Annotated in this window: 26 protein-coding genes and 1 riboswitch; of the genes, 20 read left to right on the top strand and 6 right to left on the bottom strand. The window is 68.2% G+C overall.

Annotated features, from left to right (window positions below):
* The first annotated feature begins 34 nt into the window (after positions 1-34).
* The 9 genes from ACEN9N_RS05635 (at position 35) to arsC (ending at position 8,804) form a co-directional block, all read left to right on the top strand.
* Entirely contained in the window at positions 35-814 is a 780-nt protein-coding gene (locus ACEN9N_RS05635) for an ABC transporter ATP-binding protein (RefSeq protein WP_413312492.1), read from the top strand.
* Between the two features lie 11 nt (positions 815-825).
* Complete coding sequence (locus tag ACEN9N_RS05630; protein WP_495655535.1) at positions 826-2,256, top strand: enolase C-terminal domain-like protein; 1,431 nt, start codon at positions 826-828, stop codon at positions 2,254-2,256.
* 42 nt (positions 2,257-2,298) lie between these two features.
* Complete coding sequence (locus ACEN9N_RS05625; protein WP_413312495.1) at positions 2,299-3,462, top strand: Gfo/Idh/MocA family protein; 1,164 nt, start codon at positions 2,299-2,301, stop codon at positions 3,460-3,462.
* 10 nt (positions 3,463-3,472) lie between these two features.
* On the top strand, positions 3,473-4,660 hold the full coding sequence (locus ACEN9N_RS05620; RefSeq protein WP_495655534.1) for a dihydrodipicolinate synthase family protein: 1,188 nt from the start codon (positions 3,473-3,475) through the stop codon (positions 4,658-4,660).
* Between the two features lie 8 nt (positions 4,661-4,668).
* On the top strand, positions 4,669-5,547 hold the full coding sequence (locus tag ACEN9N_RS05615; protein ID WP_413312618.1) for a sugar phosphate isomerase/epimerase family protein: 879 nt from the start codon (positions 4,669-4,671) through the stop codon (positions 5,545-5,547).
* A 196-nt stretch (positions 5,548-5,743) separates the two neighbouring features.
* Positions 5,744-6,835 (top strand): DNA glycosylase AlkZ-like family protein, encoded by a 1,092-nt coding sequence (locus ACEN9N_RS05610; protein WP_495655533.1) that lies wholly within the window; start codon positions 5,744-5,746, stop codon positions 6,833-6,835.
* A 104-nt stretch (positions 6,836-6,939) separates the two neighbouring features.
* Positions 6,940-7,103, top strand: a riboswitch (FMN riboswitch).
* A gap of 95 nt (positions 7,104-7,198) precedes the next feature.
* Positions 7,199-7,711, top strand: coding sequence for a 6,7-dimethyl-8-ribityllumazine synthase (locus tag ACEN9N_RS05605; protein ID WP_007836561.1), 513 nt, complete (start codon positions 7,199-7,201; stop codon positions 7,709-7,711).
* Positions 7,712-7,743: 32 nt separating this feature from the next.
* Positions 7,744-8,427 carry a glutathione S-transferase family protein gene (locus ACEN9N_RS05600; protein ID WP_413312501.1) on the top strand — a complete coding sequence of 228 codons (684 nt, stop codon included), beginning with the start codon at positions 7,744-7,746 and terminating at the stop codon, positions 8,425-8,427.
* Positions 8,424-8,804, top strand: a complete 381-nt coding sequence (gene arsC / locus ACEN9N_RS05595) for an arsenate reductase (glutaredoxin) (protein ID WP_495655532.1) — start codon at positions 8,424-8,426, stop codon at positions 8,802-8,804. The genes ACEN9N_RS05600 and arsC overlap by 4 nt, the downstream gene beginning before the upstream one ends.
* A 4-nt stretch (positions 8,805-8,808) precedes the next feature.
* Here the strand turns inward: arsC and queG are convergent, their stop codons facing one another.
* Positions 8,809-9,882 carry a tRNA epoxyqueuosine(34) reductase QueG gene (queG, locus tag ACEN9N_RS05590; RefSeq protein ID WP_495655531.1) on the bottom strand — a complete coding sequence of 358 codons (1,074 nt, stop codon included), beginning with the start codon at positions 9,880-9,882 and terminating at the stop codon, positions 8,809-8,811.
* On the opposite strand from queG, the gene tsaE reads away from it, so the two are divergent.
* From tsaE to ACEN9N_RS05575, 3 genes are all read left to right on the top strand, one after another.
* Positions 9,868-10,374: a tRNA (adenosine(37)-N6)-threonylcarbamoyltransferase complex ATPase subunit type 1 TsaE gene (gene tsaE, locus ACEN9N_RS05585; RefSeq protein ID WP_007836569.1), complete on the top strand. Its 507-nt coding sequence runs from the start codon at positions 9,868-9,870 to the stop codon at positions 10,372-10,374. The two genes, queG and tsaE, sit on opposite strands and share 15 nt — an antisense overlap.
* Complete coding sequence (locus ACEN9N_RS05580) at positions 10,371-11,858, top strand: N-acetylmuramoyl-L-alanine amidase (RefSeq protein WP_413312507.1); 1,488 nt, start codon at positions 10,371-10,373, stop codon at positions 11,856-11,858. The genes tsaE and ACEN9N_RS05580 overlap by 4 nt, the downstream gene beginning before the upstream one ends.
* A 150-nt stretch (positions 11,859-12,008) precedes the next feature.
* Entirely contained in the window at positions 12,009-12,299 is a 291-nt protein-coding gene (locus ACEN9N_RS05575) for a YMGG-like glycine zipper-containing protein (RefSeq protein WP_413312509.1), read from the top strand.
* A 60-nt stretch (positions 12,300-12,359) separates the two neighbouring features.
* On the opposite strand, the gene ACEN9N_RS05570 is transcribed toward ACEN9N_RS05575, so the two are convergent.
* The gene (locus ACEN9N_RS05570; protein ID WP_007836574.1) at positions 12,360-13,019 is read right to left on the bottom strand and encodes a DedA family protein; all 660 of its coding nucleotides are present in this window, start codon (positions 13,017-13,019) and stop codon (positions 12,360-12,362) included.
* Positions 13,020-13,134: 115 nt separating this feature from the next.
* Here ACEN9N_RS05570 and mutL point away from each other — a divergent pair, with 115 nt between their 5' ends.
* Both mutL and ACEN9N_RS05560 read left to right on the top strand, forming a co-directional pair.
* Positions 13,135-15,030 (top strand): DNA mismatch repair endonuclease MutL, encoded by a 1,896-nt coding sequence (gene mutL / locus ACEN9N_RS05565; protein ID WP_495655530.1) that lies wholly within the window; start codon positions 13,135-13,137, stop codon positions 15,028-15,030.
* A gap of 190 nt (positions 15,031-15,220) precedes the next feature.
* Positions 15,221-16,171, top strand: coding sequence for an alpha/beta hydrolase (locus tag ACEN9N_RS05560; protein ID WP_237726147.1), 951 nt, complete (start codon positions 15,221-15,223; stop codon positions 16,169-16,171).
* Between the two features lie 48 nt (positions 16,172-16,219).
* Here ACEN9N_RS05560 and ACEN9N_RS05555 read toward each other — a convergent pair whose 3' ends face one another.
* Genes ACEN9N_RS05555 through ACEN9N_RS05545 form a run of 3 tightly spaced genes read right to left on the bottom strand, consistent with a single transcriptional unit; the run spans position 16,220 to position 19,353 of the window.
* Complete coding sequence (locus tag ACEN9N_RS05555) at positions 16,220-18,466, bottom strand: xanthine dehydrogenase family protein molybdopterin-binding subunit (RefSeq protein ID WP_007836577.1); 2,247 nt, start codon at positions 18,464-18,466, stop codon at positions 16,220-16,222.
* Positions 18,467-18,476: 10 nt separating this feature from the next.
* The gene (locus ACEN9N_RS05550) at positions 18,477-18,950 is read right to left on the bottom strand and encodes a (2Fe-2S)-binding protein (protein ID WP_007836578.1); all 474 of its coding nucleotides are present in this window, start codon (positions 18,948-18,950) and stop codon (positions 18,477-18,479) included.
* Between the two features lie 34 nt (positions 18,951-18,984).
* Positions 18,985-19,353, bottom strand: a complete 369-nt coding sequence (locus ACEN9N_RS05545; protein WP_495655529.1) for a c-type cytochrome — start codon at positions 19,351-19,353, stop codon at positions 18,985-18,987.
* A gap of 238 nt (positions 19,354-19,591) precedes the next feature.
* Here ACEN9N_RS05545 and ACEN9N_RS05540 point away from each other — a divergent pair, with 238 nt between their 5' ends.
* From ACEN9N_RS05540 to ACEN9N_RS05530, 3 genes are all read left to right on the top strand, one after another.
* Complete coding sequence (locus tag ACEN9N_RS05540) at positions 19,592-20,518, top strand: AraC family transcriptional regulator (protein WP_413312518.1); 927 nt, start codon at positions 19,592-19,594, stop codon at positions 20,516-20,518.
* A 66-nt stretch (positions 20,519-20,584) separates the two neighbouring features.
* A complete protein-coding gene (gene miaA, locus ACEN9N_RS05535) occupies positions 20,585-21,610 on the top strand; it encodes a tRNA (adenosine(37)-N6)-dimethylallyltransferase MiaA (protein ID WP_413312520.1) in 1,026 nt (341 codons plus the stop codon).
* Positions 21,607-22,260 (top strand): ABC transporter ATP-binding protein, encoded by a 654-nt coding sequence (locus tag ACEN9N_RS05530; RefSeq protein WP_413312522.1) that lies wholly within the window; start codon positions 21,607-21,609, stop codon positions 22,258-22,260. Before miaA ends, ACEN9N_RS05530 begins: the two co-directional genes overlap by 4 nt.
* Before the next feature lies 1 nt (position 22,261).
* Here ACEN9N_RS05530 and ACEN9N_RS05525 read toward each other — a convergent pair whose 3' ends face one another.
* Positions 22,262-23,224 carry a threo-3-hydroxy-L-aspartate ammonia-lyase gene (locus tag ACEN9N_RS05525; RefSeq protein WP_495655528.1) on the bottom strand — a complete coding sequence of 321 codons (963 nt, stop codon included), beginning with the start codon at positions 23,222-23,224 and terminating at the stop codon, positions 22,262-22,264.
* A 112-nt stretch (positions 23,225-23,336) separates the two neighbouring features.
* On the opposite strand from ACEN9N_RS05525, the gene ACEN9N_RS05520 reads away from it, so the two are divergent.
* The 3 genes from ACEN9N_RS05520 to ACEN9N_RS05510 are packed head-to-tail and all read left to right on the top strand — an operon-like array spanning position 23,337 to position 26,292.
* Positions 23,337-24,041: a GntR family transcriptional regulator gene (locus tag ACEN9N_RS05520; protein ID WP_413312526.1), complete on the top strand. Its 705-nt coding sequence runs from the start codon at positions 23,337-23,339 to the stop codon at positions 24,039-24,041.
* Positions 24,038-24,913: a phytanoyl-CoA dioxygenase family protein gene (locus ACEN9N_RS05515; protein WP_413312528.1), complete on the top strand. Its 876-nt coding sequence runs from the start codon at positions 24,038-24,040 to the stop codon at positions 24,911-24,913. The genes ACEN9N_RS05520 and ACEN9N_RS05515 overlap by 4 nt, the downstream gene beginning before the upstream one ends.
* Before the next feature lie 5 nt (positions 24,914-24,918).
* The gene (locus tag ACEN9N_RS05510; RefSeq protein WP_495655527.1) at positions 24,919-26,292 is read left to right on the top strand and encodes an NAD(P)H-dependent oxidoreductase; all 1,374 of its coding nucleotides are present in this window, start codon (positions 24,919-24,921) and stop codon (positions 26,290-26,292) included.
* The last annotated feature ends 88 nt before the right edge of the window (positions 26,293-26,380 follow it).

The raw sequence follows: 26,380 nt of genomic DNA, 5'->3' as shown, positions 1-26,380 counted from the left end.
CGCCTCGTCCGCTTCCGTCCTTTAACTACTCTCCATGTCCAGTGATGTCCTGATCGAGGCGCGCGGCGTCTCGAAGACCTACCAAAGCAAGGACGGCCCGGTCGAGTCGCTCAAGCCTCTAGCCTTCTCCGTCAAGGAAGGCGAGTTCGTCTCCGTCGTCGGCCCCTCGGGCTGCGGTAAGAGCACGCTGCTGAAGATGGTGGCGGGCCTGCTGCCCATCAGCGGCGGCGAGCTCACGCTGGCGGGCAAGCCGATCAAGGGGCCGCAGAAGGACGTGGGCATTGTGTTCCAGAGCGCGGTGCTGCTGCCCTGGCGCAGCGTGGAAGACAACATCCTGCTGCAAGCCGAGATGCGCCACCTGCCCAAGGCGGCCTCGCAAGCCCGCGCACGCGAGCTGATGGAAATGGCTGGCCTCAAGGGCTTCGAGGGCAAGTACCCCTGGCAGCTCTCGGGCGGCATGCAGCAACGCGCCTCGATCTGCCGCGCGCTGCTGCACGACCCGTCGGTGCTGCTGATGGACGAGCCCTTCGGTGCGCTCGACGCGATGACGCGCGAGAAGATGAACCTTGAGCTGCAGCGCATCTGGATGGCGTCGAAGAAGACGGTGATGCTGATCACCCACAGCATCCCCGAGGCGATCTTCCTGTCGGACCGCGTGATCGTGATGAGCGAGCGGCCAGGTTCGATTGCCGCTGTTTACGACATCGACCTGCCGCGCCCCCGCACGCTCGACATGATGGGCTCAGCCGAGTTCGGCGCGTACACGAAGCTGGTGCGCGCGCATTTCTTCTCGCAAGGCATCCTGGACCACTGAAGGCACCGGCCATGGATGCAGTCCGTTTTCATGTCGAGGAGATCCGCTTTGCCGAGCGCGACGTGGCGCTGCGGCTGCCGTTCCGCTTCGGTGCGGCGACCGTCACGGCCTGCCCGCAGGTCTATGTGAAAGCCCGCATCCGCTTTTCAAACGGCCGCACGGCCGAGGGCTGCGCCGCCGAGATGATGGTGCCCAAGTGGTTCGACAAGAACCCGGCGCTCACCAACGAACAGAACTTCGAGCAACTGCGCTTTGCGCTGCGCGATGCGCGCAAGGCCTATATCGCCGAGCCCGATGCGCAAACCGCGTGGACACACTTCGCATCGAACTACGCGGCGCTGCAGGCGCGCGCCAAGGCCAAGGGTCTGCAACCGCTGGTGGCCAGCTACGGCCCTGCACTGATCGACCGCGCCCTGCTCGACGCGCTGTGCCTGCGCAGTGGCGTGAGCTTCGCGACGGCCATGAGCGGCAACCTCTGCGGCCTCGACATCGCAGGCAGCGGCCTCGCGGATGACCTCACCGGCTTCGACATGCCGGCCTTCCTGGCGAAGCAATCGCCGCGCACTCGCATCGCGGCGCGCCATACGGTGGGCCTGGCCGATGCCATCGACGACTACGACGCCCTGCCGGACGCCCCCGCCGACGGCCTTCCGAGGACTCTCGAAGCCGCCGTGCGCCGCTACGGCCTCACGCACTTCAAGCTCAAGCTGTGCGGCAACACCGCACAGGACATCGCGCGCCTCCAACGCATCGCCCACGTCATCGACGAGCACGCGCAGTTGGTGACGCTCGATGGCAACGAGCAATACGCCGACGCCGATGCGTTCGCCACCTTCCTGGACCGCATGCTGTCCACGCCCGTGCTCTGGAAGCTCGCGCAGAAGACGGTCTTCGTCGAACAGCCGATCCGCCGCGACGCGGCGCTGCAGCGCGACGTGTCCGCGCTGGGCAAGCGCATTGCGCTGCTCATCGACGAATCGGACGCCACGCTCGATGCCTTCGTGCAGGCCCGCGCGCTGGGCTACACCGGGGTGTCGAGCAAGAGTTGCAAGGGTTTCTACAAGTCGGTCGTCAACGCGGCGCGCTGCGCGCAGTGGAACTCGACCGATGACGCCGCACGCTACTTTCTCTCAGGCGAAGACTTGACCATGCAGGCCGGCCTGGGCGTGCAGCAAGACCTGGCACTGGTCGCATGGCTCGGCCTGTCGCACGTCGAGCGCAACGGCCACCACTATGTCAACGGCCTGGCCGCGGCGCCCGAAGCCGAACAGCAGGCCCTGCTGCGCGCCCACCCGGGCCTGTACGAACTGAGCGACGGCGCTGTGCGCCTCGCCATCCGCGAGGGCCAGCTCGACCTGTCCTCGCTTACCACCGCGCCCGGCTTCGCCACCGGCAGACCCGGCGCCGGCATCTCCTGGGACGCCATGCGTTCCGTCTACTGAAGCCGACTTCTCAATCTCTCTCGCATCTCAAGGAAGAAAACGATGGCCACCCAACGTCTAGGAATCATCATGCACGGCGTCACCGGCCGCATGGGCATGAACCAGCACCTGATCCGCTCGATCTGCGCCATTCGCGCGCAAGGCGGCGTGACGCTGTCGAACGGCGACAAGGTCATGCCCGACCCGATCCTCATCGGCCGCAACGCCGAGAAGATGGAAGCGCTTGCCAAGGCCCACGACATCGCGCGCTGGGGCACCGATCTCGACAAGGCGCTCGAGAACAAGGACGACTCCCTCTTCTTCGATGCCGGCACCACGCAGATGCGCCCCATGCTGTTGGCCAAGGCCATCCGCGCCGGGAAGCACGTGTACTGCGAGAAGCCGATCGCCACCAACCTGAACGAAGCCGTTGAGATCGCGCGCCTGGCCGAAGGATCCGGCTTGAAGCATGGCGCGGTGCAGGACAAGCTCTTTCTCCCGGGCCTGCGCAAGCTCGACATGCTGCGCCGCGCCGGCTTCTTCGGCCGCATGCTCAGCGTGCGCCTGGAGTTCGGCTACTGGGTGTTCGAGGGCGACCTGCAGCCCATCCAGCGCCCGAGCTGGAACTACCGCAAGGAAGACGGCGGCGGGATGATCCTGGACATGATGTGCCACTGGCGCTATGTGCTGGACAACCTGTTCGGCGAAGTGAAGTCGGTGAGCTGCCTGGGTACCACTCACATCCCGAAGCGCTGGGACGAAGCCGGCAAACCCTACGAAGCCACCGCCGACGATGCCGCCTATGCCACCTGCGAACTCACGGGCCACAACGGCGAGCCGGTGATCGCGCAGATCAACATGAGCTGGGCGACGCGCGTGCGCCGCGACGACCTCGTGACCTTCCATGTGGACGGCACCGATGGCTCCGCCGTCGCGGGCTTGTCGAGCTGCCGCGCGCAGAGCCGCGTCGCCACGCCGCGCCCGGTGTGGAACCCCGACGAGAAGCAGACCATGAACTTCTTCGACCAGTGGCAGGAGATTCCGGATTCGCAGGTCTACGACAACGGCTTCAAGATCCAGTGGGAGCACTTCATTCGCCACGTGGTCGAGAACGAGCCCTACAAATGGACGCTGCCCGAAGGCGCCAAGGGCGTGCAGCTGGTCGAGGCCGCACTCGAGTCGTGGAAGGACCGCCGCTGGGTCGACGTGCCCGCGCTGAAAGTCTGAGGCAGGCAGCATGGCACTTTCGCTGACCCTCCCCACCGCGAGCGGCGCCCTCGCGCCCTACGCCCTGCGCGGCAGCGCACCGGTCAAGCCCGATGCGTGCGTCAAGTTCAACCGCATCGCCTACTCGGCCGCGCACGTCGTAGCCGACCCGCTCGCGGCCATCGACCCATGGCTGCAGTGCGCGATCGACTGGGACACCACCATCGCCTACCGCCGCCACCTGTTCTCGCTGGGCCTGGGCGTGGCCGAGGCCATGGACACCGCGCAGCGCGGCATGGGGCTCGACTGGCCGACCTCGCTGGAGCTGATCCGACGCTCGCTCGATGCCGCGAAGGACGTGCCGGGCGCGCTGGTCGCTTCGGGTTGCGGCACCGACCACCTCAACATCGACGACGTGAAGAGCGCCGACGACGTGATCCGCGGCTACGAAGAGCAGATGGCCGCCATCGAGGCGCTCGGCGGCAAGCTCATCGTGATGGCCAGCCGAGCGCTGGCCCGCGTGGCCAAGAGCCCGGCCGACTACGAGCGCGTGTACGACCGCATCCTGCGCCAGGCGAAGCAGCCGGTGGTGCTGCACTGGCTCGGCGACATGTTCGACCCGGCGCTGGCCGGCTATTGGGGCACGAAGGATGTCGATGCAGCGATGGACACCGCCGTGGGCATCATCGCGGCGCATCCAGGCAAGGTCGACGGCATCAAGATCTCGCTGCTCGACAAGGACAAGGAAATCGCGATGCGCCGGCGGCTGCCTCAGGGCGTTCGCATGTACACGGGCGACGATTTCAACTACGCCGAGCTGATTGCGGGCGACGGGTTCGGAAATGAGCCGACGCACGGCCAGAGCGACGCACTGCTTGGCATCTTCGACGCCATCGCTCCCGCCGCGAGCGCCGCGCTGGGCGCACTGGCCCAGGGCCACACCGAGAAGTTCCACGCGATCCTCGGCCCCACGGTGCCGCTGTCGCGCCACATCTTCGCGGCGCCCACGCGCTTCTACAAGACCGGCGTGGTGTTCATGGCCTGGCTCAACGGCCACCAGAAGCACTTCACGATGGTGGGCGGCCAGCAGAGCACGCGTTCGCTGCAGCACTTCGCCGAACTGTTCAGGCTGGCCGATGCGGCGAACCTGCTGGAGCAACCCGAGCTGGCCGTTCGGCGCATGAAGACGCTGCTGGCACTGCACGGCGTGGAAGGATGAGCAAGGCCATGCGCGATTTCTCGCAGAACCACGACTGGCTGTCGATCAACACCGCCACCATCCGCAAGCAGTCGGGCTCCGAGGTGCCGCTCGACCGAATCATCGACCAGTGCGCCGAACGCGGCATCCGCGCCATCAGCCCCTGGCGTGACCAGGTAACGGCTGTCGGGCTCGACAAGGTGGCCAAGCAGCTGAAAGCGCACGGCATCGGCCTGTCGGGCTACTGCCGGGGCGGCTTCTTTCCCGCACCCGACGCTGCAGGCCTGAAAGCTGCGCTCGACGACAACCGCCGCGCCATCGACGAAGCGAAGACGCTCGGTGCACCCTGCCTGGTGCTCGTGGTCGGCGCGTTGCCCGGTGCGCTCGAAGGCAAGGCCGCCTACAAGGACATCGGCCGCGCGCGCGGCGAGGTGCACGACGGCATCGCAGCCTCGCTCGAATACGCCCGCGAAGCCGGCATGCCGCTGGCCATCGAGCCCCTGCACCCGATGCAGGCGGCCGACCGCGCGTGCATCAACACGCTGGAACACGCGCTCGACCTGTGCGACGAACTCGATGCGGACAAGACCGGCATGCTCGGCGTGGCCCTGGACATCTACCACGTGTGGTGGGACCCGAAGCTGCAGCAGCAGATCGCCCGCGCCGGCCGCGAGCGGTTGCTGGCTTACCACGTCTGCGACTGGCTCACGCCCACGCGCGACCTGCTCTCCGACCGCGGGATGATGGGCGATGGCGTGGTCGAACTGAAGAAGATCCGCGGCTGGGTGGAGGACGCGGGTTTCGCTGGGTTCAGCGAGGTCGAGATCTTTTCGAACCTCGATTGGTGGCAACGGGCCGGCGAAGAGACGCTGGATGTTTGCATCGAGCGGCACAAGCGGGCCGTCTAGGCGCTCGGGTTCTGCTCCGCTAGCGCCGGCAGTCCAACCGCTCTGCTGAACGCTCACGCCGGCGGGGTGCCTTGCGCAGCGAAATACAGGGGGAGGCCGAAGGGGTCGGAGGACATTCGCGGAGCAAGGCACCCCGTCGGCGTGAGCGCGCCCTGAACACCTCGCGAACAGCAGCCACCTGTGCTGCAATTCGCCCATGGCTGCCACGACCCTCGACGACCTGCGCCGATACGCAATAGCGCGCACCCTGTTCAAGCCGACCACGCTGCCGGGCGCGATCCGCCGGCTCGGCTTCGTGCAGGCCGATCCGATCCGCGCACCGGCGCGCGCGCAAGACCTCACCCTGCGCCATCGCGTGAAAGACTACCGCGCAGGCGATCTCGAGAACCGCTACACGCGGCTCGCCATCGAGGAAGACTGCCTCGTCAACTACGGCTTCCTGCCGCGCGAGCACTTGGCGCTGATGCATCCGCGCGAAGCCAAGCGCGCATGGGACGCCGACACGCGGCGCAAGGCAGCCGATGTGCTCGCCTACGTGCGGGAACACGGCCCCGTGCACCCGCGGCAGGTGGAACAGCACTTTGCACACGGCCGCATCAAGAACTACTGGGGCGGTTCCAGCAACGCGACCACGCACCTTCTCGACGAGATGCACTACCGCGGCATGCTGCGCGTGGTGCGGCGCGACAGCGGCACGCGCGTCTACGAAGCCGTGACGCATCAGCCCGCCGACGACAGCCCCGCCGGCCGCGCCCAACGCGCCGCCGCGCTGATCGAACTGGTGGTGCGCAAGTACGCGCCTCTGCCGGCCGCGAGCCTGACGTACCTCGTGCGGCTGCTCGGCTATGGCGCGCCGCACCTGTCGCAGCAGACGCAGGCGGCTCTGCGCATCGCCCGCGAAGAACTCGCGAGCTGCCGCATCGACGGCACTACGTGGTACTGGCCTGCCGACGAGAACCCCGTCTCGCGCCGGCACGCCCCCGACGACGCGGTGCGCCTGCTGGCGCCGTTCGATCCGGTCGTGTGGGACCGCCGCCGCTTCGAGTTGCTATGGGACTGGACGTACAAGTTCGAGGCCTACACGCCGGCGCCCAAGCGCCAGTTCGGCTACTACGCGCTGCCGATGCTCCTGCACGACCGAGTGATCGGCTGGGCCAACGTGACGGCGCCCGAGGGCCGGCTGCAGCCGGCTTTCGGCTACGCCGGCAAGAAGCCACGCGACGCGGCCTTCCGCGCGGCGCTGGACGACGAACTGCACCGCATGACGCAGTTCCTGGCCGGGCGCTGAGCCCGGACAAAATCCCCTTGCGCCCGAAGGTCTGGCGCGCGGGCGACAACCGCGCGCGGCAACGGGCTTCTAGAATCGCGCCGTTGTCCGGTTCGCCGGACGGCAAGCGTTCTCAGGGCGGGGTGCAATTCCCCACCGGCGGTGATGGCGGCGTAAAAAACCGCACAAGCCCGCGAGCGCCCGAGGCTGCGCAAGCAGGCCTAGGGGTCAGCAGATTTCGGTGCGATTCCGAAGCCGACGGTCACAGTCCGGATGAAAGAGAGCGCGAAATGCGGGCGAGCCCGCGCGTTCTGCCGTGAGCGCGCGGCCTGCCTTGCGGTTTCGTGCGCCCTGATTCAGGAAACCTGCTTTCAGAGGCACACCATGAGTCAGATCAACGACCTTCCCCTCTCCGCCATCACCGCGTCGAATGCATCGCGTGGCGAGCGCATCGCCTTCGTCGAAGCGCAATGGCATTCGGACATCGTCCACCAGGCACGCGACGCCTTCCTCGAAGAAATGGCGCGCCTTGGCGTGGCCCGCGAACGCATCGACATCTTCGACGTGCCGGGCGCCTTCGAGATCCCGCTGCACGCCAAGCGGCTCGCCAGCTCGGGCAAATACGCGGCCATCATCGGGTGCGCGCTGGTGGTCGACGGCGGCATCTACCGCCACGAGTTCGTGGCGAACACGGTAGTCAGCACGCTGATGTCGCTGCAACTGGAAACCGACGTGCCGATCTTCTCGGCCGTGCTCACGCCGCATCATTTCCACGAGCACGTGGAGCACCGCAAGTACTTCCACCGCCACTTCGCGGTCAAGGGCACGGAAGTGGCCGAGGCCTGCTTCAAGACGCTCGAAGGGCTGAAGAAGGTCGACGCGCTGCTGGCGGCGTGACAACAGGCGCAAGCCTGCAGTAATCTGGGGGGATGAGTTCTTCATCACCATCCCCCAGAGAAGACCGCTACACCCTCTACGGAGCGCCCGGTTCGGGCGCCACCCCCATACACGCCGCGCTGACGCTGATCGGCGCGCAGGTCGAAACCGTCGAAATCTCCCCCTGGGAAAGCGAGGCCGAGCGCGAACGCATGTCGAGCATCAATCCGATGCGGCAGGTGCCCGCCCTCGTGCTGCCTTCGGGCGAGTTGATGACCGAGAGCGCGGCCATCCTGATCTGGCTCGGCGACCGCTACCCCGAGGCCGGGCTCTGCCCCGCGCCCGGCGATCCGCTGCGCGCGCGCTACCTGCGCTGGATGGTTTACCTGTCGGCGTCCATCTATTCGCTGTTCTGGGTGCGCGACGAACCCACGCGCCTCACGCCCGACCCGGCCGCGCAGGCCGTGATGCTCGAACGCACCGCCGAGCGCATCGCGCACTGCTGGCACCTGATGGACACACAGATCGACGAGCCCGCGCCCTACCTGCTCGGCGAGAAGCTGAGCATGCTCGACCTGTACGTGACCGTGATGTCGCGCTGGACGCCGCAGCGCACGCGCTTCTACCGCGTGGCGCCGCGCATGGCGCGGGTGGTTCGCCTCGTGGATGCCGATCCCCGGCTGGCAGACTTCTGGGCGGCGCGCTTTCCCTTCACCACGACCCCTTCGACCCCATGACCGCACGCACGCCGACCACCGCCTATCCGATGACGATCTATCACAAGCCCAACTGCAGCACCTCGCGCAACGTGCTGTCGCTGATCCGCGAGAGCGGCGTGGAGCCCGAGATCGTGCTGTACCTGGAGACGCCGCCATCGAAGAAGAAGCTGCGCGAGCTGGCGAAGGCGATGAACATGGGTGCGCGCGATCTGCTGCGCGCCAAGGAAGCGCCATACGAAGAACTGAAGCTGGCCGATCCGAAATGGACCGACGACCAGCTGCTCGACGCCATCGTCGAGCATCCGATCCTGCTGCAGCGGCCCATCGTGGTGTCGCCGCGCGGCACGCTGATGTGCCGGCCGCGGGAGCGCGTGCGCGAGATCCTGCCGGCCTGAAGTGTCAGCCCGCGGCCTGCTGCGCCAGGCCCCACGCGACATGCTCGCGCACGAGTTCGCTCGAATGCCCGGCGCGTGTCGCCAGCGCCTCCAGCGCACCGGCCTCGCCTGCTCTCGCCGCATTGCCCAGTGCCACGGCGATGTTGCGCAGCCAGCGCTCATGCCCGATGCGGCGAATGGGACTGCCCTCGGTGCGGCGCAAAAAATCTTCTTCCGTCCACGCAAAGAGCTCGGCCAGCGTGCGTCCCGTGAGCCCTTCGCGCGCATCGAAGTCGGGCAGCTCGCTCTTCTTCGCGAACTTGTTCCAGGGGCAGATCAGCTGGCAGTCGTCGCAGCCGTAGATGCGGTTGCCCATCAGGGGGCGCAACTCCACCGGAATGGGCCCGCCGTGCTCGATGGTGAGATACGAGATGCAGCGCCGCGCATCCAGCCGCTGCGGCGCGAGGATGGCTCGCGTGGGGCAGATGTCGATGCAGGCACTGCAGCTGCCGCAGTGCGCCGTGACGGGCTCGCTCGGCGGCAGTTCCATGTCGACGTAGATCTCGCCCAGGAAGAACATCGAGCCCGCGTTGCGGTCCAGTATCAGCGTGTGCTTGCCGCGCCAGCCCTGCCCGCTGCGCGAGGCCAGCTCGGCTTCGAGCACGGGGGCCGAGTCGGTGAAGGCGCGGTGGCCGAAAGGCCCGACCTCTTGCGCGATGCGCTCGGCCAGTTTTGCGAGGCGGTTGCGCAGCACCTTGTGGTAGTCGCGGCCGCGCGCATAGACCGAGACGATGGCTTCGCCGGGCCGCGTGAGGCGGTCGAACTCGATGGCCTGCCACTCGGACTCTGTGCTGCGCGGCAGATAGTCCATGCGCGCGGTGATCACGCTCACCGTGCCCGGCACCAGTTCGGCCGGACGGGCACGGCGCGTGCCGTGTGTTGCCATGTATTGCATCTCGCCATGGAACCCATGGGCCAGCCATTGCATCAGACCGTCCTCGGCGCTCGATAGATCGACGCCCGCGATCCCGATTTGGGAGAATCCGAGCTCCCGGGCCAAAGCCCGAATACGAACAACGAGTGGATGGCTGACGATCACTTGCCGATTGTAGAAACGCACAAGAACACCCGCATCCTGCGCTGGTGCAGCGAAGCCGACACCGACGCCTTCGCGCGATCGCTGGCCGCTTCGCCCGCATTGCGCGACGCCTTCATCGCGCTGCAAGGCGACCTCGGCGCCGGCAAGACCACTTTCGTACGCCACCTGCTGCGCGCGCTCGGCATCGCGGGCCGTATCAAGAGCCCCACCTACGCGGTGGTCGAGCCCCACGAAGCGCCCGACGGCCTGCAGATCTTCCATTTCGACTTCTACCGCTTCGCCGATCCGCGCGAATGGGACGACGCCGGCTTCCGCGACATCTTCGCAGGGCCGGGCCTCAAGCTGGCCGAATGGCCGGAGAACGCCGCGGGCCGCACACCAGTTGCCGACCTCGCTATTAAAATAGAAGCAATGACCGACGACACACGCAGCGTGACCCTCCTCGCGAACACCCCTCGCGGCAGCGATCTGCTGGCGCGCACCGCCGCATGAAGGGGCGCGGCCTGAAACGGCGCGTGCTGCTGCAGGGCGGCAGCATCGCGCTGATGCTCGGCGTGCACCAGATCGCACGCGGCGCCACCATCCTCGCGGTGCGCGTCTGGCCGGCGGCCGACTACACGCGCGTGACCATCGAGTCCGATGCGCGGCTCAGTTCGCAGCAGCTCGTGGTCGGCAGCCCGCCGCGCCTGGCCGTCGACATTGAAGGCATCGAGCTCAGCCCCGAGCTGCGCGAACTGGTCGGCAAGATCAAGCCGGGTGACCCGTACATCAACGGCCTGCGCGTCGGCCAGAACGCGCCGAAGGTGGTGCGCATCGTTTTCGACCTGAAGCAGGCCGTGGTGCCGCAGGTGTTCTCGCTCGCGCCCGTGGCTGCATACAAGCACCGATTGGTGCTCGACCTGTATCCCGAGCAGGCGGTCGATCCGATGGAAGCGCTGATCGCCGAGCGCCTGCGCGATGCGCCCCGCAGCGGCAACAGCAACAACAGCTCCGCAGCCGTGGCCGGCGCACCGCCCGCACCGGCACGCCTCGCCCCGTCGGCCGTCGATCCGCTGGGCGACCTGATGGCACAGCAGGCGGTGCGTCCCGGCCCACCCGCACCGCCGCCGCCCGTGGTGACCGGCAGCGAGCGCCCGACGGGACTGCCCGTGCCCCTGACTCCCCCGCCGCCTGCGGTGGCCGCGGCACCCGCCAGGCCCGTCGCGCCGCCGGTAGCCGCCGGACGCGGTGACGCCACGGCGAGCCGCACCGACCGCATCATCATCGTGGCGCTCGACCCCGGCCATGGCGGCGAAGACCCCGGCGCCATCGGACCCAACGGCACGCGCGAGAAAGACATCGTGCTGCAGGTGGCGCACCGGCTGCGCGAGCGCATCAACGCGAGCAGCGTGAACGGCAGCCCGATGCGCGCGTTTCTCACGCGCGACGCCGACTTCTTCGTGCCGCTGGGTGTGCGCGTGCAGAAGGCGCGGCGCGTGCAGGCCGACCTGTTCGTGAGCATCCATGCCGATGCCTTCACCACGCCCGCCGCGCGCGGCGCCAGCGTTTTCGCGCTGAGCCAGAGCGGCGCGTCGAGCAGCGCGGCGCGCTGGCTCGCCAACAAGGAAAACGACGCCGACAAGGTTGGCGGCGTGAACGTCGGCAATCACGAGGCTCAGGTACAGCGCGCGCTGCTCGACATGAGCACGACCGCGCAGATCAACGACAGCCTGAAGCTGGGTGGCGCAATGCTCGGCGAGATCAAGGGCATCGGTGCGCGGCTGCACAAGGGGCAGGTCGAACAGGCCGGCTTCGCGGTGCTGAAGGCGCCGGACATCCCGAGCGTGCTGGTGGAGACCGCCTTCATCAGCAACCCGGAAGAAGAAGCCAACCTTCGCCGTGTCGACTACCAGGAGAACCTGGCCGATGCGCTGATGCGCGGCATCCAGCGCTATTTCGCCCAGAACCCGCCTCTGGCACGCAGCCGGCAGCTCTGATCTCGCGCTGCGGCTTTTGTAAAGCCAAAGCACGCCTTCCGTCCCACGCCGTGCGGCCCGCTACACCGCACAGGCAGGTGCGGCAGGCTCCTACACCGGGGCACCGCCTTGCGGACATGATGACTCATCACTCCTCGAAAGGTGGACATCATGAACACACGTCTCTGGATCGCTGCAGCCGCAGCCACTTCGGTCATGGCGATTGCAGGCTGCGCGAGCGGCCCTAACCAGAATCTCGGGACCGGGGTAGGCGCCGTAGGCGGCGCGCTGGTGGGCAATGCCATCGGCGGCAACACCGCAAGCACGGTGGGTGGCGCGGCCATCGGCGGCGTCATCGGCAACCAGATCGGTCGCAGTGCCGACGAGCGCAACTACTACTACAACCAGCAGCGCTATCCGCGGGGCAGCGGCTACTACCCGGGCAACGGGCCGAACTACTGATAGCAGCCTGAACGACAAAGCGCGCCGATTGGCGCGCTTTGTCGTTGATGGAGCAAGTCGTCAGGCCCGCGCCGCGCGCTCCTTCTCTGCCTTCGATGCACGCCACGCGCCAAAGATCGCGAGCAGGCCGGGCACGAAGATCAGCGCCCAGATGATCTTGTCCAGATGCTGACGCACGAAGGGCAGGTTGCCGAAGAAGTAACCCGCGGTCGCGATGCCCAGCACCCAGAGGAGCCCGCCGATCACGTTGTACATGGTGAACTTCGCGCGGCTCATCTCGGCCACGCCGGCCACGAACGGCGCGAAGGTGCGGATGAAGGGCATGAAACGCGCAAGGATGATCGTGATGCCGCCATAGCGCTCGTAGAAGCCGTGGGCCTGGTCGAAGGCCTTGCGGTTGAAGAAGCGCGAGTTCTCCCACTGGAACACCTTCGGCCCGAAGTAGCGGCCGATCGAATAGTTGCACTGGTCGCCCAGGATGGCCGCGGCGATGAGGATCCCGCAGGCCAGCGGAAAGCTCATGAGCCCCACGCCGCACAGCGCGCCCACGATGAAGAGCAGCGAGTCCCCGGGCAGGAACGGCATCACCACCGCGCCGGTCTCTACGAAGACGATGAGGAACAGCAGCGCATAGACCCAGGGCCCGTAGGCAATGACGAAGGCTTCGAGGTGCTTGTCGACGTGAAGGATGAAGTCGACGAGAAAGCTGATGATTTCCATGGGGGCGGATTATCCTTGCTGCCACCGAACGCCCTGCCAATCACCCCATGCCGCACATACGCGTGCCACCGATGCGGGCCAGCGCCTGAACGAGCACCGCTTTTAGAATGCCCCGGTGAGCGCCCTCCCCACTTCCATCTCCCCCACCGAACGCCGCCCCATCCGCGAACTCCCCGACGAGCTGATCAGCCAGATCGCCGCCGGCGAAGTCGTCGAGCGCCCCGCCTCGGTGGTGCGCGAACTGCTGGACAACGCGCTCGACGCCGGCGCCGGCCAGATCACGGTGCGGCTGGCCTCGGGCGGCGTGCGGCTGATCTCGGTCGAGGACGACGGCCTGGGCATCCCGCGCGAGGAACTCACGGTGGCCCTGCGCCGCCACGCGACCAGCAAGATCGCGAGCCTCAACGACCTCGAAACGGTCGGCACCATGGGATTCCGCGGCGAAGCGCTGGCCGCCATCAATGCGATCGCCGAACTCAGCATCCTTTCGCGCTTCGCCGGTTCCGAGGGTGCCTTCGCACTCGACGGCCGCACCGGCGAATTGCGGCCCGTGGCCCGCTCCACCGGCACCACGGTCGAGGTGCGCGAGCTGTTCTTCGCAACCCCCGCGCGCCGCAAGTTCCTGAAGACCGACGCCACCGAACTGGCCCATTGCATCGAGGCGGTGCGCCGCCACGCGCTGGCACGGCCGGAGGTGGGCTTTTCGGTCTGGCATGACGGCAAGCTGGTCGAGCAGTGGCGCGCCGCCACCACGCGCGAGCAGCGGCTGGCCGACGCACTGAGCGACGATTTCGTGGCGCAGAGCGTGGCCGTCGAGCGCGAAGGCGGCCCGGTGCGCGTGATCGGCCGCGCCGGCATTCCCGATGCGGCGCGCTCGCGCGGCGACCAGCAGTTCTTCTACGTCAACGGCCGCTTCGTGCGCGACAAGGTGCTCTCGCACGCAGTGCGCAGCGCGTACGAAGACGTGCTGCACGGACAGCGCCAGCCGATCTATGCGCTGTACCTCGAAATCGATCCGGCGCGCGTCGACGTGAACGTGCATCCGACCAAGATCGAAGTGCGCTTTCGCGACGGGCGCGAGGTGCACCAGGCGGTGCGCCACGCCATCGAGGACGCGCTGGCGGCTCCACGCGCGGGCGACGCCGTGGTGGCCGCGGGCGCACCGCAGCCGTTCTTCAAGCAGGCCCCGCTGCCATCGAACGCCAGTTGGGCGCAGCCCGGCATCAATTTCACGGCGCGGGAACGCGGCGCCGGCGACTTCGAGGCCATGTGGCCCAGGCGCAGCGAGCAGTTGGCGCATACGGCGGAGCCCACCGCCTCGCTCCTTTGGCCTTCCGCCAGTGCGGTTGCGACGACGTTCCCGCCATCCGCAGGGCTGCCCGCGGACGACCGCGCCGACACCGCCCCCCTCGCCACCAACGAGGGGGCCTGGCCGCTGGGCCGCGCGCTGGCCCAACTGCAGGGCATCTACATCCTGGCCGAGAACAGCCAGGGCCTGGTGATCGTCGACATGCACGCTGCGCACGAGCGCATCGTCTACGAGCGGCTCAAGACGCAGCTCGACGGCGCGGCCATCGCCAGCCAGCCGCTGCTGATCCCGGCCACCTTCGCCGCCACGCCGCAGGAAGTGGCCACGGCCGAAGCCTGCGCCGAAGTGCTGCCGACGCTGGGCCTGGAAATCACCCCCTTCTCGGCGCGCACCCTCGCGGTGCGTGCCGTGCCCGGAACACTGGCCGACGGCGATCCGGTGGAACTGGCGCGCAGCGTGCTGGCCGAGCTGGGCCAGCACGACGCGAGCACCGTGGTGCAACGCGCCCAGAACGAACTGCTGTCCACCATGGCCTGCCACGGGGCAGTGCGGGCCAACCGAAAGCTCACCATCGACGAGATGAACGCACTGTTACGCCAGATGGAAGCAACAGAACGTTCGGACCAGTGCAACCACGGCCGGCCGACCTGGCGCCAGCTGTCGATCCGCGAGCTCGATTCGCTGTTCATGCGCGGCCGATAGGCAGATCCGCGTTTTTAGGCCTTTTTTCTAGGGTTTTCCGCCGTCATCGGAATTGTGGGCACGTACGTTGCATAGGTTCGTCAAGGCGCCAGCGAGCGTTGTTTCGGGGGGTTACCAAAGTGCAGTGTCGGCGCACCTCGGTGAAAGCAGATGAACTTTTCAGCCGGCTCTGCTGTCTTTCAACCCCATGATGAAACGCTGGACCCTCCTCGCGTCTGTCCTCTCGCTGTGTGCCCTGCTGGCCGCCGGCTGCTCGACGCTCGACGAGCGGCAGCGCGAATGGATCTTTCAGCCCAGCGATAGCAGCTGGGGCAATACCGCCACCATGGCCAAGGGCATGGAAGACGTGTGGATCGATTTCCAGTCGTCCACCACCGGTGAGCCCGCCCGCCTGCACGGCCTGTGGCTGGGCGGCGCGCCCGAGACCACTGACACGCCCGTGCTGCTGTACCTGCACGGCGCCCGCTACAACGTGGCCGGCTCGGCGCCGCGCATCCAGCGCATGCACGAGCTGGGCTTCTCGGTGCTGGCGATCGACTACCGCGGCTTCGGCAAGAGCTCCAAGGGCCTGCCCTCGGAAGAGTCGGCCCGCGAGGACGCCCGCGCCGCCTGGACCTGGCTGGCTGCGCGCCATCCCAGGCAGCACCGCTACATCTTCGGCCACTCGCTGGGCGGCGCCATCGGCATCGACCTGGCGGCGCATGTGAACGACGAAAGCGGCACCATCGTGGAGAGCACGTTCACTTCCATCGCCGACGTGGTCAGCGGCTTCAAGTGGGGCTGGCTTCCCTTCGGGGCCCTCATCACGCAGCGCTTCGAGGCCATCAACACCGTCAAGGACATCGGTGCGCCGCTGCTGGTGGTGCATGGCACGGCCGACAGCCTGATCAACCCCACGCTGGGCCGCAAGCTCTACGACGCGGCCACCGTGCCCAAGCTGTTCGTGCTGGTCGAAGGCGGCTCGCACCACAACACCAACTCGGTCGGCGAGGCGCAGTACCGCGCGGCGCTGGCACAGCTGTTCCGCATGAAGCCCGAGGGCATGGTGGCGCGCAACCAGCCGAAGCTGTCGCCGCCCTCGCTGGCTCCGCAGGACGTGCACGGCGAGGCGCGCGCGAGCAGCGTGCCCGCGGCGATCTAGCCCGGGGCTGCGTTCGAAAGGACAACCCCCTTCGAACGCAATCCCGTATCAGGCCAGGTTGAAAGGCAGTTGCCGCAAAGGCTTGCCCGTCAGCTGCGCGACGGCATTGGCGAACGCGGGCGCCAGCGGCGGCAGGCCGGGCTCGCCCATCCCCTTGGGCGCATCGGCGCTGGGCACGATGTGGATGTCGAACTCCGGCACCTGCGTGATGCGCGCCACGGTGAAGTCGCCGAAGTTGCCCTGCTGCACCACGCCGTCCTTCAGCGTGATCGCGCTGCCTTGCAGGCAGGTCGACAGCCCCATCACCGCCGCGCCCTGCACCTGCGCCTCCACGCTGCGCGGGTTGACGGCGAGGTTGCAGTGCACGCCGCTGGTCACGCGGTGCAGCACCGGCTGGCCGTCCTTGACCGAGGCTTCCACCACGTAGGCCACCACAGATTCGAAGGACTCGTGCACCGCCACGCCCCAGGCGCGGCCATCCGCCAGCTTCTTCTTGCCGTAGCCGCTCTTGTCCACGGCCAGCTGCAGCGCGGCGCGATGGCGCGGGTGCTTGTCGCCGAACAGCTGCATGCGGTAGGCCACCGGGTCCTGCCTGGTGCTGCGGGCGATCTCGTCGATCAGTGTTTCCATCACGAAGGCGGTGTGGGTGGAACCCACGCTGCGCCACCACAGCACCGGCACGTTGACCTGCGGATGGTGTACCGTGAGGCGCATCGGCACCGGGTACGGATCGCGCATGCCCTCGACGGCCGTGGCGTCGATGCCATCCTTCACCATCATCCCGGCGAACACCGTGCCCGCGGTGATGGACTGGCCCACGATGACGTGGTCCCAAGCCAGGATCTTGCCTCGCTCGTCGAAGCCGATGCGCGCGCGGTGCAGGTGCATGGGGCGGTAGTAGCCGCCCTTGATGTCGTCCTCGCGGCTCCACAGCAGGCGCACGGGCGCGTCGAGGCCTGCCGCGCGCGTGGCCTTGGCGATCTCGCAGGCCTCGACCACGAAGTCGCTCGAGCCCACGAAGCGCCGGCCGAAACCGCCGCCCGCCATCTGCACGTTCACCTTCACCTGCGCGGGATCGAGCTTCAGCGTGCGTGCCGCAGCCTGGCCGTCGAGGTCGGCGCTCTGGGTGCCGACCCACAGTTCGGCGCGTCCGTCCGACAGTTTCACGGTGCAGTTCAGCGGCTCCATCGGCGCGTGCGCGAGGTACGGAAACACGAACTCGGCCTCGAGCTTGCGCGGCGCGGTGGCCAGCGGTGCCATGTCGGCGTCGAACTTGCGATTGCCGGGACGGCCGGCGAGGTCACGGTATTGGACCAGTTGCTTGTCGCTGTCCACCTTTTCCACGGCGGCCGTGTCCCATTGCAGCTTCAGCGCGTCGCGGCCCAGCTTGGCCGGCCAGTAGCCGTCGGCCACCACGGCCACGCCTTCGGCGCCGCGGTCCAGCGGGATGCGCACCACTGCCTTCACGCCCTTGACGGCGCGCGCGGCGCTGTCGTCCACCGAGGCCAGGCGGGCGCCGAACACCGGCGGATGCGCCACCACGGCCGTGAGCTGGCCCGGCTGCCGCACGTCGATGCCGAAGTCCTGCTTTCCGCTGCTCTTGGCGCGCGCGTCCAGGCGCGTCGTTGCGCGGCCGATGATCCGGAAGTCCTTGGGGTTCTTCAACGTGACCTTCTCGGGCACCGGCAGCGCCATGGCCGCCTCGGCCAGTTCGCCGTAGCCCAGTTTGCGGCCGCCCGGGCCCAGCACCGTGCCGGCCTGCGTGCGCAGCGTGGCCGGGTCGACCTTCCAGCGCGCCGCCGCAGCCGACAGCAGCATGGCCCGGGCGCGGGCGCCGAGTTCGCGGTACTGCGTGAAGCTGTTCTTGATCGAATTGGAGCCGCCGGTCAGGTGCATGCCGAACAGCGGGTCTGCGTATGCCGCATCGTTCGTGCCGTTGCGGCTGCGCACCAGCGCCCAGTCGGCGTCCAGCTCCTCGGCCAGGATCATCGGCAGGCCGGTCTGCACGCCCTGGCCGAATTCGAGCCGGTTGATGGTCACCGTGACTTCGCCGCTGGGCGCGATCTGCACGAAGGCCGAGGGTTGCTGCGTCGGCTTGAGGCCGCCGGCCGCTGGCTTTGCACCATCGGCCTGCGCCATGGCCAGGTGGGGAAAGGCGCCGAGCGCGAGGCCGCCGGCACCGGCCATCTTGAGGAAGCTGCGGCGGGGCAGCGTGGCGGGCTCTTCGGCCGAAGCCTGGGCCATCAGGCGCTGCAGGGCGCGCGGCAGGTCGTGGTAGTCGATGGAGGGCAGCATGAGGACTCCTTCAGGCGAGGGTTCGGGCCGCATCGGCCACGGCGGCGCGGATGCGCGCATAGGTGCCGCAGCGGCAGATGTTGCCGGCCATGGCCGAGTCGATCTCGTCGGCGCTGGGCTGCTTGCCCGCGGGGAGCGACTTCAGGAACGCGGTCGCGCTCATGATCTGGCCGCTCTGGCAGTAGCCGCATTGCGCGACGTCGTGCCGCACCCAGGCGGCGTGCACCGCGGCGCCGACCTTGTCGCTGCCGTCGGTGGCGGCCTCGATGGTGGTGATCTTCTTGCCTTCGGCCGCGGCGATGGGCGTGATGCACGAGCGGATGGCCTGGCCGTCCATGTGCACGGTGCAGGCACCGCACAGCGCGGCACCGCAGCCGAACTTGGTGCCGGTCATGCCCAGCGAGTCGCGCAGGGCCCAGAGGATGGGGGTGCCGGGATCGGCATCGACCGTGTGTTCACGGCCATTGACGTGGAGCGCACTCATGTTCTTTTTCTCCGTGGGTGGTTGAGGGTCGGATTCACTTGGCGCCGTCGAGCAGCCACTGGGCGAGCAACTGCAGATCGGCATCGGGCACCTGGGCCTGCGGCGGCATCGGCATCGCGCCCCATTTGCCCGAGCTGCCTGCCTTGATGCTTGCGGCCAACTGTGCGGCCGTGCCCTTGCCGTCGCCGTATTTGGCGCCGATGTCTTGCCAGGATGGGCCCACCACCTTGGTCGCGGGCTGGTGGCATGCGACGCATGAATACTTTTGCGCCAGCGCCTGGCTCGCAGCGGCGTGCAGCGGCCACAGCGCGCTCGCGCCGAAGGCCGCGGCCAAGGCAAGGGAGGCGATGCGGCCCGTGCCGCGCGGCAGGTTCCGGTAGAGAGAAGTCGTTTCTGTTTTCATCGTGGCACCGTGGAAAAAAGCGGGTTGTCTGATTCGACGGACACTCCCCCGCGGACCGCATCGGATGCAACGCCGGTGCACCGAGGAGCGCTGCCCGCGAGTGTCGGACGAAGACCGGCCAGCCACTTGCCTGATTCGCTCTCGTTCTTGCCTGAAACACCGAAACTGCATCGAAAACGCAGGCCCTGCCAGGCGCGCGGGCTAGACTTTTTCGTTCGCGTCACTCGAAAGGATTCAGATGGAAGCGGCACAGCCGGCGCAGCACGGCGAATCGGGCGAACCGGGTGCATTGGACGATCTGGCCCGGGCGGTCGCACACATCGCCCACAGCGACGGCGACTACGTGACGGCCATTCCCGAGCTTTCGCTGCACCGTCGCAGCACCACGACCGAGCCGCTGCATTGCATCTACGGCTTCGGCGTGGGCATCACCATCCGCGGGCAGAAGCGGGTGGCGCTCGGCGACGAGGTGTTCGACTATTCGGCGGGCCAATCGCTGCTGACCACCGCCGACCTGCCTGTGGTGACGCACATCACCCGGGCCAGCGCCACGCAGCCCTTCATGGGCCTGATGCTGCGGCTCGACCCGCGCGCCGTCGTGCAGGCTGCCGCCGAGATGGCCTTGCCCCCGCCGGCCAGGGACGGCACCCAGCGCGCCATGTCTCTCGGCGAACTCGACCCGACGCTGCTCGGCGCGGTCACGCGGCTCGTCCAGCTGCTCGCCGAGCCCCGGCTGATGCCGCAGCTCGCGCCGCTGTTGCAGCAGGAGATCCTCGTGCGGTTGCTGGCGGGGCGCCACGGCCCGCAGCTGCAGCGCCTGGTGGCGATCGGCTCGCCGAGTCAGCAGGTGGCCCAGAGCATGGCCTGGCTCAAGATGAATTTCACGCGGCCCGTGCTGGCCGACGCGCTGGCCGCATCCGCGAACATGAGCCCCTCGACCTTCCGCCAGCACTTCCGGGCCATGGCGGGCATGAGCCCGATGCAGTACCTGAAGCAGCTGCGCCTGCAGGAAGCGCGACAGCTGATGCTGAACCAGGGCATCGACGCCGGCACCGCAGGCGTGCGCGTGGGCTACGAGAGCGCCTCGCAGTTCAGCCGCGAGTACGCGCGCCTGTTCGGCGCGCCGCCGCTGCGCGACATCCGGCGGATGCGCGAAGCGACCTGAGCCGCCCGGGGGCATCCGCCGCGCACGCGCTGACCGGCGCGCGCCATTTGCTACCCTCGGCGCATCATGTTTCCCCGCTCCGTACCGGCCGCCGAGGCCGCTCCCCCGGCCACGCCCACCGCGGCGCCCCCGGGTCCGCCGCGCTACGTCGCACTCGCCGGCCCCACCGCTTCGGGCAAGACGGCCGCCGCGCTGGCGCTCGCGCGCATCCAGCCGGTGGAAATCGTCTCGGTGGATTCGGCACTCGTCTACCGCGGCATGAACATCGGCACCGCCAAGCCCACGCCCGCCGAACAGGCCGCCGTGCCGCATCACCTGATCGACATCCTCGATCCGCGCGAGAGCTACAGCGCCGCCGCGTTCGTGGCCGACGCCACTCGGCTCATCGGCGAGATCCGCGCGCGCGGCGCGCTGCCGCTGCTGGTGGGCGGCACGATGCTTTATTTCAAGGCGCTGTTCGACGGCATCGACGCCATGCCCACGGCCGATGCCGCAGTGCGCGCGCGCATCGATGCGGAAGCCGCCACGCTCGGCTGGCCGGCCATGCACGCGCGGCTCGCGCAGGTCGACCCGGTCACGGCCGCGCGGCTCGCGCCGCAGGACAGCCAGCGCATCCAGCGCGCGCTCGAAGTGTGGGAGAGCAGCGGCCAGCCGCTGTCGAGCTTTCATGCGAGCGACAACAAGACCGCCAAGGCTGTCGAAGGCGGCGTGCTGTTCTCGCTCGAACCGGCCGACCGCGCCTGGCTGCACACGCGCATCGCCGAGCGCTTCGACGCGATGCTTGCGGCCGGCTTCCTCGACGAAGTGCGCTCGTTGCGCGCGCGCGGCGACCTGTCGACCGAGTTGCCCTCGATGCGCTGCGTCGGCTACCGGCAGGCGTGGGAAACGCTCGATGCCTGCGACAACGCGGCGCCCTCCGCCAAGGCCATGGCCGAGTTGCGCGAACGCGGCATCGCCGCCACGCGCCAGCTTGCCAAGCGGCAGATCACCTGGCTGCGCAGCATGCCGCAGCGCACCGTGATCGCCTGCGACGCGCCCGACGCGGTGCAGGCCGCCGTTCAACTGATCGCCAAGACCACAAGCCCCGGATGACGCTGCGCATTTCCAACCTCGGCAAGCACTACGGCGATGCGCCTGTCTTCGAGAACGTGACGCTGGAGGTCCGGCCCGGCGAGTTCGTCGCCGTCGTAGGCGAATCGGGCGTCGGCAAGTCGACGCTGCTCAACTGCATGGCCGGCCTCGACAGCTGGGACCAGGGCACGGTCACGCACGAAGGCACCGACATCGGCGCGCTCGACGGCGAGGCCTGCGCGCTCTGGCGGCGGCGGCACGTCGGCTTCGTGTTCCAGGCCTTCCACGTGCTGCCGCACCTCGACGTGGCGCAGAACGTGTCGCTGCCGCTGATGCTGCTCGGCGCACAGCAGAAGGACGACGCCCGCGTCGCGCACATGCTCGAATCGGTGGGCCTGCCCGGCATGGGCGCTCGGCTGCCGCAGACGCTGTCGGGCGGCCAGTTGCAGCGCGTGGCGATTGCGCGCGCGCTGGTGCACCGCCCCGCCCTGCTGCTGGCCGACGAGCCCACGGGCAACCTCGATCCGTCCACCGCTGCAAAGGTGATGGAACTGCTGATCAGCCAGACCCGCGAGCACGGTGCGTCGCTGGTGCTGGTGACGCACTCCGAGAGCGCGGCGGCCCGGGCCGACCGCCTGCTGCACCTGACGGCCGGCGGAATACGCGCCTGAACTACTGCGGCGCGATCAGCGCGGCGTAGCGCGACAGGTCGACGTTGCCGCCGCTGATCACGATGCCGACGCGCTGTCCGGCGACGGCCTTGCCGGCCGCAATGGCGCCTGCAAAGGCAAGGCAGCCGGTCGGCTCCACCACCATCTTCATGCGCTCGGCGAAGAAGCGCATCGCGTCGACGAGCTGCTCGTCGGTGACGGTGAAGATGTCGTCCACGTCACGGCGGATGATGCCGAAGGTGTACTCGCCCAGGTGCTGCGTCTGTGCACCGTCGGCTATGGTCTTCGGCGTTTCGATGTGCACGATCTTCCCCGCACGGAACGACTGCTGGCCGTCGTTGCCCGCCTCGGGCTCGACGCCATAGACCCTGCAGTTCGGCGCCAGCGCGCGCGCCGACAGCGCCGAACCCGACAGCAACCCGCCGCCGCCCAGGCACACGAACAGGTGGTCGAGCGGGCCGGTTTCCTCGATCAGTTCCTTCACCGCCGTGCCCTGCCCCGCAAGCACGTCGGGATGGTCGTAGGGCGGGATCATCGTCATGCCGCGCTCCTGCGCGAGCCGCTTCGTCAGCGCCTCGCGGTCTTCGGTGAAGCGGTCGTACATCACCACTTCCGCGCCGTAGCCCTTGGTGGCAGCGACCTTGGCGGCGGGCGCGTCCTTGGGCATGACGATCACCGCCGGCATCGACAGCAGGCGCGCCGACAGCGCGATGGCCTGCGCATGGTTGCCCGACGAGAACGCGATCACGCCGCCCTTGCGCTGCGCGGCATCGAACTTCGACAGCGCGTTGAACGCGCCGCGGAACTTGAATGCACCCATGCGCTGGAAGTTCTCGCACTTGAAGAAGAACTCGGCGCCCCAGCGTTCGTTGGCGGTGGTCGAGCGCAGCACCGGCGTGCGGTGGGCTTGGCCTTCGAGCCGCGCGGCCGCGGCAATGACGTCGTCATAGGTAGGTAGTTGCATGGGCCGAGCTTAGCGGGGGCTCACGTTTTTTTGCAGCCCCGATGGGTAAAAACCCGGGATGCATGCTCGCGCAATTTCTGTACTCTGTATACAGAGTTCAAAGAAAGCCGACATGCCCGCCCAGCTCCTCAGCATCGAAGTCGCCCCCGATCTCGTCGACCAGGTCTACCGCGCCCTGCTCGGCGCCATCAGCAGCGGCACGCTCGCGCCGGGCGAACGCATCACGCAGGAAGACATCGCTCAGCGTCTCTCGGTGTCTCGCCAGCCCGTGCTCCAGGCGCTGCGGCTGCTCAAGAAAGACGGCTTCGTGCTCGACGCGCCCGGCCGCGGCGTGCTGGTGGCGCCGCTGGAAGCCGAGGCGATGCGCCAGGTCTACCAGGTGCGTGGCGCGCTCGACGTGCTGGCCGCACGGCTCGCGGCGCGCCAGCGTTTTCGCATCGACCCGAAGCTCATCGAACGCGGCCGGCGTGCCGCGCGCGGGCGCAACGTCGAAGCCATGATCGATGCGGACGTGGCCTTTCACCAGGCCATCTACGAGGCCTCGGGCAACCCGCTGATCGGCCAGAGCGCCGACCCGCATTGGCGTCACCTGCGCCGCGCGATGGGCGCGGTGCTGCAGGCGGAGCCGCAGCGCGAATCGCTGTGGGACGAGCACGAGGCGATCGCCGCGGCCATTGCCGCCGGCAACGCGGACCGCGCCGCACGCCTGAGCGAAGAACACGTCTCTCGGGCCAGCCAGGCATTGAGCGAACGGCTCGCGCAGCAACTGGCGCGCACCGCATCCACCACCACGCAGAAAAAAGGAGACAAGGCATGAAGCTGCCCCCCGAGCAACGCGCGCAGTTCGAGCGCGACGGCTATCTGTTCTTCCCCGGCCATTTCTCGGCTGAAGAAACCAGGGTGCTGACCGACGCGGTGCCCGATCTCTACAGCAGGCGCGAGGCCTTCAACGTGCGCGAGAAAGGCTCCGACGCCGTGCGCACGAACTTTGCCGCGCACCTCGTCAGCGAGCCCTTCGCCCGCCTGGCGCGCCATCCGCGCATGGTCGGCCCGGTGACCGACCTCTTCGACGAAGAGGTCTACATGCACCAGTTCAAGATCAACGGCAAGATGGCCTTCGAGGGCGACGTGTGGCAGTGGCACCAGGACTACGGCACCTGGCTCAACGATGACCTGATGCCCACCGAACGCGCGATGAACGTCGCGATCTTTCTCGACGAGGTGACCGAGCACAACGGCCCGCTGATGTTCATTCCGGGCAGCCACCGCAAGGGCGTGGTCGATGCGAAGCATGACCTCACGACCACCAGCTACCCACTGTGGACCGTGGACAACGACCTGATCCGCCAGCTGGTGGATCGCGCGGGCGGCAAGCACGGCGGCATCGTCTCGCCCAAGGGCCCGGCCGGCTCGATGATCCTCTTTCACAGCTGCCTCGTACATGCATCGGGCAGCAACCTCTCGCCCTTCAACCGCGTGGCGGTGTACCTGAGCCTGTGCGCCGTCAGCAACCACATCCGGCGCCACAAGCGGCCCGAGTACATCGCGCACCGAAACTTCACGCCCATCGAGATGCTGCCCGACGACTGCCTGCTGAAGCCCTACCCCGTCGAGGTGCCGTGGAAGAACGGCCTGCCAGAGAGCGCATCGCGCACCTCGCTCGACGCGCTCGACACCGTGGAGGCCTGAACGACATGAGTCTGCACGCCCGCCTGCAGCAGCGCGCCGCCGAAGGCCGCCCCGTCCGCATCGGCCTGATCGGCGCCGGCAAGTTCGGCGCGATGTACCTCGCGCAGAATCCGCGCACGCCCGGCGTGCAACTGGTCGCCATTGCCGACCTCTCGCCCGACGCGGCCCGTGTCAACCTCGAACGCGTGGGCTGGAAGGCGGGGCGCGCCGCCGCGGCTTCGGTGCAGGAAGCGCTGAAGCAAGGCACCACCTGGATCACCGACGACTGGCAGGCCGTGACGCGCGAGCCATCGATCGACATCGTGGTCGAGTGCACGGGCAACCCGATCGCCGCGGTCGACCACTGCCTGGATGCATTCGCGCACGGCAAGCACGTGGTGAACGTGACGGTCGAGGCCGATGCCTTCTGCGGCCCGCTGCTCGCCCGCCGGGCACAGCAGGCCGGCGTGGTGTATTCGCTCGCCTTCGGCGACCAGCCCGCGCTGATCTGCGACCTGGTCGACTGGGCGCGCACCTGCGGCTTTCCGGTGGTGGCGGCCGGGCGCGGCCACAAGTGGCTGCCGCACTTCACCGAATCGACTCCCGAGACGGTGTGGGACAACTACGGCCTCACGCCCGAGCAGGCCAGGCGCGGCGGTCTCAACCCGAAGATGTTCAACAGCTTTCTCGACGGCTCCAAGCCTTCCATCGAAAGCTCGGCGGTCGCCAACGCCACCGGCCTCACCGTGCCGTCGGACGGCCTGCTCTACCCGCCCGCGAGCGTGGAGGACATTCCCTTCGTCACGCGGCCGAAGAGCGAGGGCGGCGTGCTGGAGTGCAAGGGCATGGTCGAGGTGGTGTCCTCGCTCGAAGCCGACGGGCGGAAGATCCCGTACGACATCCGCATGGGCGTGTGGGTCACGGTCGAGGCCGAGACCGACTACATCCGGAACTGCTTCGAGGAATACAACGCCCACACCGACCCCAGCGGGCGCTACTTCACGCTCTACAAGCGCTGGCATCTGATCGGCCTCGAAGTCGGCATGTCGGTGGCCAGCGTAGCGCTGCGCGGCGAGCCCACCGGTGTCGCCACCTGCTGGAACGCCGACGTGGTCGCCACTGCCAAGCGCGACCTGCCGGCAGGCGGAATGCTCGACGGCGAAGGCGGCTACACGGTGTGGGGCAAGCTGCTGCCGGCCGAGCGCTCTCTGCGCCTGGGCGGCCTGCCGCTCGGGCTGGCGCACAACGTCAAGCTGGTGCGGCCGGTGAAGAAGGGCCAGAGCCTGAGCTGGGCCGACGTGGCGATCGACAAGACGACCGCGGCCTACAAGCTGCGCAGCGAGATGGAGGCGATGTTCGCACCTTCGGGGCGGGCATTGCACCCGACGGCAATCGCGTAAAAAATCTTCTGCTCGGCACGCCCCACGTGTCGAAATGACCGCCGGCGGGCCGTCATTGTGGTGAGCGATCCTGCTCGACAGCCTTTTC

Source organism: Variovorax sp. Varisp46 (genome assembly GCF_059491885.1).
Note: the sequence above shows the minus strand (reverse complement) of the source record. Positions and strands in the feature narration are given on the sequence as shown.